We start from the raw sequence: 10,466 nt of genomic DNA, 5'->3' as shown, positions 1-10,466 counted from the left end.
GGGGTTTTTAGAGGTGCCCTGAAGTCCCTCCCACAAGGATTCCGCCCCCCCTGTGGGAGCGACTTCAGTCGCGACGCAGGCAGCAAAACGCTGCGCAGCGAAGCCGCTCCTGCACCTGCCGTGCGTGCTCAGTGTCCTCAACGTCGCGGAGCGACGCTGGCCGCCACCGCGCCGATGTCCGATCATCGCGGTTCCTTCGAACGAGAGCGCAAGCATGGACCTGGGAATCGCCGGCAAGTGGGCGCTGGTCTGCGCCGCGAGCAAGGGGCTGGGACTGGGCTGCGCGCAGGCGCTGGCCCGCGAAGGGGTGCACGTAGCGATCGTGGCACGCGGCCAGGCCGCGCTGGAGGCGGCCGCGGCGCAGCTGCGCGCGCTCGACGGTGGTGGCGAGGTGGTCGCGGTGGCGGCGGACATCGCCACCGAGGCCGGACGTGCCGCTGCACTGGCCGCCTGCCCGCAGGTCGACATCCTGATCAACAACGCCGGCGGACCGCCGCCCGGCGATTTCCGCGACTGGGAACGCGAGGACTGGCTGCGCGCGCTCGACGCCAACATGCTGGCGCCGATCGCGCTGATCCGCGCCACCGTCGATGCGATGCAGGCGCGCGGCTTCGGCCGCATCGTCAACATCACCTCGGCCGCGGTGAAGGCACCGATCGACAGCCTGGGCCTGTCCAACGGCGCGCGGGCGGGCCTTACCGGCTTCGTCGCCGGGCTGGCGCGGCGCACGGTGGCGCACAACGTGACCATCAACAACCTGCTGCCCGGGCAGTTCGACACCGACCGGCTGCGCGGCAACATCGCCCACGCCGCGCAGCGCGAGGGCATCGACCCCGCCGACCTGGCCGAACGCAAGCGCCGGCAGATTCCGGCCGGGCGCTTCGGCACCGCGGAAGAATTTGGTGCGGCCTGCGCCTTCCTGTGCAGCGCGCAGGCCGGCTACCTGAGCGGGCAGAACCTGCTGCTGGATGGCGGCAGCTATCCGGGGACGTTCTGAAGAGCCGGGATTGGGGATTCGGGAGTGGGGATTGGTAAGCCGAGATGCGCCGCGCGTGCGTAGAACGCGGTGATGCGGGCGCCACCGCTGGCCGCGGCGCGACGCGGGCGGCGATAATGCGCGGATGGATCCTTCCGCTTTCGACTCCCAGCACATCCGCCGCGCGTTCGCGCGTGCCGCCGCCAGTTACGATGCCGCCGCGGCGCTGCAGCGCGAGGTGCAGGGGCGCTTGCTGGAATCGCTGGACTACCTCGGCGACCGCGTCCCGCAGGTGGTGCTGGACGTGGGCAGCGGTCCGGCGCATGCCGCCGCGGCGATGAAGAAGCGCTGGCCACGCGCACAGGTGATCGCGCTCGACCAGGCGCTGCCGATGCTGCAGCAGGCCAAGCGCCAGGCCGGTTGGTGGAAGCCGTTCGGCCGCGTCTGCGCCGATGCGCGCGCGCTGCCGCTGGCCGAGCACAGCGTCGATGTGATCTTCAGCAATCTGTGCCTGCAGTGGGTCGAGGACCTGCCGGCGGTGATCGCCGGATTCCGCCGCGTGCTGCGCCCCGGCGGCCTGCTGCTGTGTTCCAGCTTCGGCCCGGACACCCTGATCGAACTGCGCGAGGCCTTCGCCCAGGCCGACCGGACCACGCCGCACGTGAGCCGCTTCGCGCCGATCGCGCAGTTCGGCGATGCGCTGATGCTGTCGGGCTTCCGCGATCCGGTGCTGGACCGCGACGTGTTCAACCTGACCTATCCGGACCTTGCCGCGCTGATGCGCGAACTGCGCGCGATCGGCGCCACCAACGCGCTGCAGGCGCGCCGCCACACCCTCACCGGCCGCGGCCGCTTCGCCGCCGCCAGCGCCGCCTACGAGCCGCTGCGCGGCGCCGACGGCACCCTGCCCAGCACGTGGGAAGTGATCTACGCGCACGCCTGGGCGCCGCCGCCGGGCGCGCCGATCCGCGAGGGCGGCGGCGAGATCGCCGCGGTGCCGCTGTCAGCGATCCCGATCCGCCGCCGCGGCGACTGAGCCAGGCAGCACCCGGAACAGCACCCGACCCTGGTAGGGCATCCCCAACGCTTGCGCCTGTGCGCCCTGCGCGGCGATGCGCGCGGCGACCTGCGGCCAGGCCTCCTGCTTGCACACCCACACCCGCCCGGCGCGCGGTTGCCGCAACACCGTGAGCAGATCGGCGTCGTATTCGGGACCGAAACGCGGCGCGTCGCGCACTGGGTCCAGGCGGATCTTGCGTACCTGCGCGCCCAGTTCCAGGCGCAGGCCGTAGCGCGCCATGTCCTCGACGAACACCACCTCGCGCACCGGCGCATCGGCACGCTGCGCGATCGCCTGCGCCCAGGCGCCGGCATCCTTGTGCGTGGGCAGCAGCGCCACGGCCAGTTCGAGCGCCAGCAGCAATCCGCACCAGCCCAGCAGCCACGGCCAGCGCCACGGCGCCCGGCCCTCCTGCGCGCGTTGCCACGCCGCCAGCAACGCCAGCGGCACGAACAGCGGCAGCACGTACAGCGGCAACCGCGAGCGCGACAGGCACAGCACCAGCAGCGGCAGCAGCAGCCACAAGGTCAGCAGCAGCGGCGCGGCCTGCTGCAGGCGCAACGCCGGATCGCGCCACCACTGCCGCAGTTGCCGCGGCAATTGCCAGGCCCAACGCGCCAGCGCCGGCGTCCACGGCAGCGTGCCCAGGACCAGGATCGGCGCATACGCCACCGCCCAGCCGTACCACTGCGCGTTGCGCCCGAACGCATCGCTTGCCACGCGCTTGACCACCTCGTCACCAACGAAGTACTGCAGCAATCCCGGATGGCCGTGGATCACCGCCAGGTACCAGGGCAGCGCCAGCACCACGAACAGGACGATGCCGGAGAGCTGCAGCGCACGCCGCGGCGGCCCGGGCGTCACCGCGTTGAACAGCAGCAGCGCCGGCAGCGGCAGCAGGCCAGGCGGGCCCTTGGTCATGAACGCCAGGGCGAAGCCGGCCCACATCGCCGCGATCCAGCGCTTGCCCTGTCCGGGCGGATGCGCCCGCGCTTCGACGAAGGCCCACACCGCCAGGGTCTCGCAGGCGGCGAGCAGGAAGTCGGTGGAAATCCATTGCGCCGCGCCGAACGGGGCCAGCATGGTCGCGTACAGCAGCGCCGCCTGCGCCGGCAGCTCAGGGCGTTCGGGAAACAGCCGCGCGGCCAGGCGCCACACCAGCAGCACGCACAGCAGGTAGGACAGCGCCGATGGCAACCGCGCCGCCCAGGGCGACGGCCCGAACGCGGCGACGCTGGCGGCGATCGCCCAGTAGGTCAACGGCGGCTTGGTCCAGTGCGCCACGTCCTCGCTGCGCCGGGGCGTGAGCCAGTCGCCGCTGTGCAGCATGTTCAGCGCGACATTGGAGTAACGGCCCTCGTCGGCATCCCAGATGCCGCGGGCGCCGAGCAGGGCCAGCGCGAGGGTGCAGGCCAGCAGCGCCACAGCGACGGCCGGGGAACGAAGCAGCGCACGCATCGGCAGTCCTCTCGGTCGACGCGGCGACCTTAGTCACCGCGCCTGCGGCCGCAGATGACGGCCGGCGGACAGTTTTGCGACAGCGCGAACGCGCCGGCCTCAGGCCGGCGCGTGGCTCAGGCGGAGACCTGCGCGATCCAGTCTTCCAGGTTGTAGTAGTTGCTCACCCGGGCGATCCTGCCGTCGCGGATGTCGAAGAACGCCCCGCCCGGCAGCACGTAGCGCTGGCCGCGCGCCTCCGGCAGGCCGGTGTCGGTGTGGTGGTATTCGCCATGCACCACGTACTCGGCGGCGGCACGGCCGCCGTCCTGCGCGGCCAGCACCACGATGTCGTGCAACTGCTCGCGGTAGCTGGCGTTCATGCGCTGCAGGAAGGCGGCGAAGACCTCCTTGCCGGTCTCGCGCGCGCCCTGGTTGAGATCGTGGGCGACATCGTCGGTGAGCATGCCCAGCATGCCGTCCCAGTCGCCGCGGTTGAACGCCGCGTAATAGGCATGCACCAGGGCGATGGCCTGGTCCTGCGCAGGAACTCCGTGGTTGCTCATGGCTGCCTCCCTCGGGCCGTGGAAAGACCCATCATACGGCGCGGCACAGCCCTGCGGCGGGCAGCCACCGGCGGCGGCGATGGAGGCACTGGACCTTCTGCAGCCGCAAGCGCCAACTGGGTCGGACACAGTGCGCCAGGCCCGCGATCTTTCGCGACTCGGGACGGCACTGCCACGGGGGCACCAAGGCTGCGCGCGCGCTGCGTGGGCGCGCTCCATCGGCCGCGCAGTGCGCGCCTGTTTTGGGCGCCGCCCCATGGGAGCGCCTCCGATGCGACGGCAAACTCGCTTGCACATCCCTCGCAGTCGACACACCCGGCGCTGCGCAACCAATCGGAGGAGTGTGCATGTCTCGCACTGTGGTCCTGTCGCTGTCGCTGCTGCTCGCTGGCTGCTCGTCTGTCCGCTCACCGCCCCAGACTCCAGCCACTGCGGCACCATCGCCCCCGACACTCCTGGACCGCGGCAGTTACGACGTATCGGTGCAAACGCCCTCCCTGGCGCAAAACGAACGCGTCCGTTTCCTCATCCTGCATTACACCGCGCTCAATGACGCCCGTTCACTGAAGGTGCTGTCAGGCCCGGATGTCAGCGCCCATTACCTGGTGCCGGCGCGCCCGGCGCTGGTGGATGGAAAGCCGGTCGTCCTGCAACTGGTGGCCGAACAGAAACGGGCGTGGCACGCTGGCGTGAGCGCCTGGAATGGCCGCAGCAATCTGAACGATACGTCCATCGGTGTGGAGATCGTCAATCTCGGCTTTGCACAGGGCAAGGCCGGCAATCGGCAGTGGTACGCCTTCGCGCCGGAGCAAGTCGCCGCGCTGGTGCCGCTGCTCAACGACCTCATCACCCGCTATGGCATCGCACCGCAGAACGTGCTCGGCCACAGCGACGTGGCGCCCCTGCGCAAGTACGATCCAGGTCCGCTGTTCCCCTGGGAAATGCTCGCCCGGCACGGCATCGGCGCATGGCCGGACCAGGCGAACGTGCGCCGCTACCTGGCCGGGCGCGATCCCAATGCGCCCGGCGATGTACTCGCGCTGCAGCGGGCGCTCAAGCGTTATGGGTACAACGAGGTGAGTGTCGACGGGCGTTGGAGCGGACAACTGCAACGCGTCGTCGCCGCGTTCCAGATGCACTTCAGGCCACGCAAGACCAGCGGCATCATCGACGCTGAAACCGAGAGCATCGCCAACGCCCTGGTCGTCCAGTACGTCGACCCGGCATGGTGAGCGCGCGGGCTCGCATCCGCGGGTCGGCGCGCGCAACGCCAAGACATGCAGGAACCGCGCGCGTGCGACGACCGCGATCCAACGAAGCGCCTGCACGCCGATGACCGTCAGGTCGTGACGGGAGCGCTGCTGTAGCGTCGTCGCCTGCAGCGGCCTCGACCCGGCATCGCCGCTGGTTCGACGGATTCACCCTCGATCTCCGCCGGGATCCCTGCTCGTCCGCCGAGACGCACAGCGGCCCTGCTCCGCGATGTGCGCCCTTGCACGGCCGTGATCGCGCCCGGCCAGATGCAGGCCATGGCGCGGCTGCATGACGTGCGCGGCCCGCATGGGCCGCGCGCCGGCCTCGCCATCACTTCGTGTACGCGAACGTTGCGGTGGCGATTGATCCGGGTGCGCTCGGCAGCGGCCGGCGCCAGGGAATGCGCCGTTGCGTACCGCACCCCGCAGGTTCAGGCGCCGGGGACCACCAGGTCGCGATGGAAGAAGTACAGCTCCTGCAGCAGGAAGCGCCAGCGGGTCTGGAAGCTGCGGAAACGGCTGCTCGGGGTCGACGACGCCAGGGCGTCGATCTGCAGTTCCTGGCACAGCCGCAGCGCCCGTGCCATGTGCAGCGGATCGCTGACCACGATCACCCGGTGCAGGCCGTGTTCGCGCATCAGCCGCCGCGCCTCGATCAGGTTCTGCCGGGTGGTGCGCGACACCGTCTCGATCAGGATCGCGTCGGCCGGCACGTCGTGGCGCAGCGCGTAGCGCCGGGCCACCTGCGACTCGGCGAAGCGCGCGCCGTTGCCGAAGCCGCCGGTGAAGATCAGGGTCGGCGCGTAGCCGCGCTGGTACAGGTCAAGGCCATGACGGATGCGCTCTTCGAACACCGGCGAGGGCTTGGCGTCGTAGGCCGCGGCGCCGAGCACGATGATCGCGTCGGCCGGCGCCGCCTGGTCGCGGTCGCCGACCCAGACGATGTAGATCGCCACGCCCAGCAGCCACAGCCCCAGCAGCGCCGCCAGGCGCAGCAGCCAGCGCAGCCAGCGGAAGCCGCCCCGCGCACTCATGCCGCGCCCCACGGCAAGGCGTCCAGGTCGACGTTGCCGCCGGACAGGATCACCCCGACGCGGCGCCCGGCGAAACGCGCCGGCTGTGCCAGCACCGCCGCCAGGGCGATCGCCGAGGACGGCTCCACCACCTGCTTGAGCACCTGCCACAGCAGCCGCATCGCCGCCACGGTCGCCGCGTCCTCCACCACCAGCACCTCGGCCTGGCCGTGCAGCAGGGCGAAGTTGGGTTCGCCGAGGGTGCCGCGCAGGCCGTCACAGAGCGTGTCCGGGACCATGTCCAGGCGGCGCTCGCCGGCGGCCAGCGAGCGCGCAGTGTCGGCGGCGCCAGCCGGCTCGGCCAGCAGCAGCTGCGCCTGCGGCGCCCGCGCCGACAGCGCCAGGCGGCTGCCCGCGGCCAGGCCGCCGCCGCCGACCGGCACCACCAGCAGGTCCAGCCCGCCACTGGCGTCCAACAGTTCCAGCGCCGCGGTGCCCTGCCCGGCGATCACCGCCGGATCGGCATAGGGATGCACCAGGGTCGCGCCGGTATCGCGCTGCACTTGCGCGCACAGCGCCTCGCGCGCGGCGATGCTGGGCGCGCAACGCCACAGCGTGGCGCCGTGGCGGGCGATGTTGGCGAGCTTGACGGCGACCGCCCCCTCCGGCACCACCACATGGCAGCCGATGCCGCGGGTGCGCGCGGCCAGGGCCAGGGCCGCGCCATGGTTGCCGGAGGAATGGGTGACCACCCCGCAGGCCGCCTGCGCCGGGTCCAGCGCCCACACCGCGTTGCAGGCGCCGCGGAACTTGAACGCGCCGCCGCGCTGCAGGTGTTCGGCCTTGAAGTACAGCTGCGCGCCGGTGGCGGCATCCAGCGCCCGCGAACGCAGCACCGGGGTCGGCCGCGCGTGCGCGGCAATGCGTGCGGCGGCCGCCAGGACGTCGCCGAACTCGGGCAGAAAACGTGAGACCATGCGCGAAAGGGTAGCGTATCGTCGCCAACGTGCAGCGCCCGCGACCCGCGCCGGTTCGCCGTCGTTGCGCGCAACTTAAGCGTTCAAGTGCAGCCGATGAAGTTAAGGGGGGATTCAATGCCACGGACCGAACCTGTCAGCCAGTCTGCTGGAGGGCAAACGCCATGAAACTGCGCCTGATCTGCGCCGCTGGACTGCTGGCCGCACTGGGCGGCTGCGCCACCTACGATTACGCCGGAGGCGGCGAGGGTGGCTACTACCGTGGCGCCCCGTCGGTCGAATACCGCTATCCGGCCGGCTACTCCGAGTACTACTCGCCCTACGGCGCGGTGCCCTACTACGGTTACGGCCCGTCCTATTACGGCTACTACGGGTACGGCGTGCCGTATTACTACTACCGTGGCTACGATGGCCCGCGCCACCGCCCGCCACCGCGTCCGCGGCCGGACGACGGCGGCTCGCGGCCGCCGCCGCCGCCGCCGCCCAGCGTGGGTGGTCGGGTACCGACGCCGTGGCGCGACATGGACCGCCTGCGGCGTCCGGACGCGCTCAATTCGGCACCGCGGCCGCAATCGATGCAGCCGGCCCGGCCGGCGATGCAGCGGCCCGAGGGCATGCAGCGCCCGCCGGCGCCGCGCCCCGGCAATATGGGTCGCAGCAATGGGACACGTCGCACACTCGAACCCTAAGAAAGGGCTTGCGTTCGCCTGTTCCAGCACGCACTCTACGTCCTACGGGGTGACCGCCTGCGTCGCTTTATGACCCGAAGGGGTCGACCCCACCGTCTATGTCGATGTCCGACAGGGAAATCTGGATCCCCCCTGTTCCGGCCCTGTCGGGCGTCGGCGCCTCACAACGAAAAGCCCCGGTCCGCCGGGGCTTTTCGCGTTGGGGCCTTGCCATTGCTGGCGCGGCGCCGGCGGTCGGCGAAAAACGGGCATAAAAAAGGGCCGGTAGTCCCCCGACTACCGGCCCCCAGCTCCCCCAACGTGCGCGTGACTGGCCCCTGTTCCAATTCCAGTCATACGCCCCTGACGCATTGCCACGTTGGGTGCAGTAGGAATATCTGCAGATTGCGTGCCAACTTGAGGCCCGGATCCGCAATTTGTGATGCAACCGCTAAAATTCCTGTTCACACCCCGAGCAACGTCCCGTGTCGCCCCCTGCCGCCGGCCCCGCGCCGGCCGACGAGACCCCGATGAGCGATTCCTTCTACCGCCATGACGTGATCGTGATCGGCGGCGGCCATGCCGGCACCGAGGCGGCGCTGGCGTCCGCGCGTGCCGGCGCGCGCACCCTGCTGCTGACCCACAACGTGGAGACGGTGGGGGCGATGAGCTGCAACCCGGCGATCGGTGGCATCGGCAAGGGCCACCTGGTCAAGGAGATCGACGCGCTGGGCGGGGCGATGGCCCACGCCGCGGATCTGGCCGGCATCCAGTGGCGGACCCTCAATGCCTCCAAGGGCCCGGCGGTGCGTGCGACCCGCTGCCAGGCCGACCGCAGCCTGTACCGCAGCGCGATCCGGCGCCTGGTCGAGGCGCAGCCGAACCTGACCGTGTTCCAGGCCGCGGTGGACGACCTGGTGATGGACGGCGAGCGCGTGCGCGGCGTGCTGACCCAGACCGGGCTGCGCTTCGAGGCCGCGGCGGTGGTGCTGACCGCCGGCACCTTCCTGGCCGGCAAGATCCACATCGGCCAGACCCAGTACGCCGGCGGCCGCGCCGGCGATCCGCCGGCCACCGCGCTGGCGCAGGCGCTGCGCGACGGCCGCTTCGGCGTGGACCGGCTCAAGACCGGCACCCCGCCGCGCATCGACGGACGCAGCCTGGACTACGCGGCGATGGAGGAACAGCCCGGCGACGATCCGCTGCCGGTGATGTCGTTCCTGGGCGAGGTGACGCAGCATCCGCGCCAGGTCTCGTGCTGGATCACCCACACCACCGAGCGCACCCACGCCATCATCCGCGGCGCGATGGACCGCTCGCCGCTGTACACCGGCCAGATCGAAGGCATCGGCCCGCGCTACTGCCCCTCGATCGAGGACAAGGTGGTGCGCTTCGCCGAGAAGGCCAGCCATCAGATCTTCGTCGAGCCGGAAGGCCTGGACGTGGTCGAGATCTACCCCAACGGCATCTCCACCTCGCTGCCGTTCGACGTGCAGCTGGAGCTGGTGCGCTCGATCCGCGGCTTCGAGCGCGCGCACATCACCCGCCCCGGCTACGCCATCGAGTACGACTTCTTCGACCCGCGCGGGCTCAAGGCCTCGCTGGAGACCAAGGCCATGCCCGGGCTGTTCTTCGCCGGCCAGATCAACGGCACCACCGGCTACGAGGAAGCCGCCGCGCAGGGCCTGATCGCCGGCCTCAACGCTGCGCGCCAGGTGCGCGGGCTGGAACCATGGTCGCCGCGCCGCGACCAGGCCTACATCGGCGTGCTGATCGACGACCTGATCACCCACGGCACCAGCGAGCCGTACCGCATGTTCACCAGCCGCGCCGAGTACCGGCTGCAGCTGCGCGAGGACAACGCCGACGCGCGCCTGACCGGCATCGGCCACGACCTGGGCATCGTCGACGAAACGCGCTGGGCGCGCTTTCAGGCCAAGCAGGAGGCAGTGGCGCGCGAGAACGAGCGCCTGCGTGCGCTGTGGGCCACGCCGGGCAACGCGCTGGGCCGCGAGGTCGCGGCGACGCTCGGCGTGGCGGTGAGCCGCGAGACCACCGTGCTGGACCTGATCAAGCGCCCGGAACTGGACTACGCCGCGCTGATGCGGGTGCCGTCGCTGGGCCCGGGCGTGGCCGACGCGCAGGTGGCGGAGCAGGTGGAGATCGGCATCAAGTACGCCGGCTACCTGGACCGCCAGCGCGACGAGATCGCCCGCCAGCAGCGCCACGAGGACACCCCGATCCCGCCCGCCTTCGACTACGCGCAGGTGCGCGGCCTTTCGGCCGAAGTGCAGCAGAAGCTCGAGCGCGTGCGCCCGCAGACCGTGGGCCAGGCGCAGCGCATCCCCGGCATGACCCCGGCGGCGATCTCGCTGCTGCTGGTGCACCTGGAACGCGCGCGCCGCAGCCGGGTGGCGTGATCGATCGCGAACGCGCATCGCGCGCAGCCCCCCCACGCAGGAGCGGCTTCAGCCGCGACCTGGGCGTGTCGGCAATGCCCCGTCGCGGCTGAAGCC

At 71.2% G+C, this 10,466-nt stretch carries 9 protein-coding genes; 5 read left to right on the top strand and 4 right to left on the bottom strand.

Annotation, left to right across the window (positions count from 1 at the left end):
• The first annotated feature begins 214 nt into the window (after nt 1-214).
• Nucleotides 215-997: an SDR family oxidoreductase gene (locus CEK65_RS19145; protein ID WP_148827452.1), complete on the top strand. Its 783-nt coding sequence runs from the start codon at nt 215-217 to the stop codon at nt 995-997.
• Between the two features lie 124 nt (nt 998-1,121).
• A complete protein-coding gene (gene bioC / locus CEK65_RS19140; protein ID WP_152182677.1) occupies nt 1,122-2,012 on the top strand; it encodes a malonyl-ACP O-methyltransferase BioC in 891 nt (296 codons plus the stop codon).
• Here the strand turns inward: bioC and CEK65_RS19135 are convergent.
• Together CEK65_RS19135 and CEK65_RS19130 are read right to left on the bottom strand one after the other, a co-directional pair.
• On the bottom strand, nt 1,980-3,494 hold the full coding sequence (locus CEK65_RS19135; RefSeq protein ID WP_152182676.1) for a glycosyltransferase family 39 protein: 1,515 nt from the start codon (nt 3,492-3,494) through the stop codon (nt 1,980-1,982). The genes bioC and CEK65_RS19135 overlap by 33 nt on opposite strands.
• Before the next feature lie 116 nt (nt 3,495-3,610).
• The gene (locus CEK65_RS19130; protein ID WP_152182675.1) at nt 3,611-4,039 is read right to left on the bottom strand and encodes a ketosteroid isomerase-related protein; all 429 of its coding nucleotides are present in this window, start codon (nt 4,037-4,039) and stop codon (nt 3,611-3,613) included.
• A 482-nt stretch (nt 4,040-4,521) separates the two neighbouring features.
• Between CEK65_RS19130 and CEK65_RS19125 the strand changes: the two genes are divergently transcribed.
• Nucleotides 4,522-5,271 carry an N-acetylmuramoyl-L-alanine amidase gene (locus tag CEK65_RS19125; protein WP_226980646.1) on the top strand — a complete coding sequence of 250 codons (750 nt, stop codon included), beginning with the start codon at nt 4,522-4,524 and terminating at the stop codon, nt 5,269-5,271.
• 452 nt (nt 5,272-5,723) lie between these two features.
• Here the strand turns inward: CEK65_RS19125 and CEK65_RS19120 are convergent, their stop codons facing one another.
• Nucleotides 5,724-6,326 carry a YdcF family protein gene (locus tag CEK65_RS19120; RefSeq protein ID WP_152182673.1) on the bottom strand — a complete coding sequence of 201 codons (603 nt, stop codon included), beginning with the start codon at nt 6,324-6,326 and terminating at the stop codon, nt 5,724-5,726.
• The gene (locus tag CEK65_RS19115; RefSeq protein ID WP_043094300.1) at nt 6,323-7,282 is read right to left on the bottom strand and encodes a pyridoxal-phosphate dependent enzyme; all 960 of its coding nucleotides are present in this window, start codon (nt 7,280-7,282) and stop codon (nt 6,323-6,325) included. Before CEK65_RS19115 ends, CEK65_RS19120 begins: the two co-directional genes overlap by 4 nt.
• A gap of 164 nt (nt 7,283-7,446) precedes the next feature.
• Between CEK65_RS19115 and CEK65_RS19110 the strand changes: the two genes are divergently transcribed.
• Both CEK65_RS19110 and mnmG read left to right on the top strand, forming a co-directional pair.
• Nucleotides 7,447-7,971 (top strand): hypothetical protein, encoded by a 525-nt coding sequence (locus tag CEK65_RS19110; RefSeq protein ID WP_148827460.1) that lies wholly within the window; start codon nt 7,447-7,449, stop codon nt 7,969-7,971.
• A gap of 509 nt (nt 7,972-8,480) precedes the next feature.
• Complete coding sequence (gene mnmG, locus CEK65_RS19105) at nt 8,481-10,370, top strand: tRNA uridine-5-carboxymethylaminomethyl(34) synthesis enzyme MnmG (RefSeq protein WP_152182672.1); 1,890 nt, start codon at nt 8,481-8,483, stop codon at nt 10,368-10,370.
• Nucleotides 10,371-10,466 lie beyond the last annotated feature (96 nt).

Origin of the sequence: Xanthomonas sp. LMG 12459 (assembly GCF_009192905.1) — a bacterium.
Classification (GTDB): Bacteria; Pseudomonadota; Gammaproteobacteria; order Xanthomonadales; family Xanthomonadaceae; genus Xanthomonas_A; species Xanthomonas_A sontii.
This window is presented reverse-complemented; position numbering and strand designations above follow the sequence as displayed.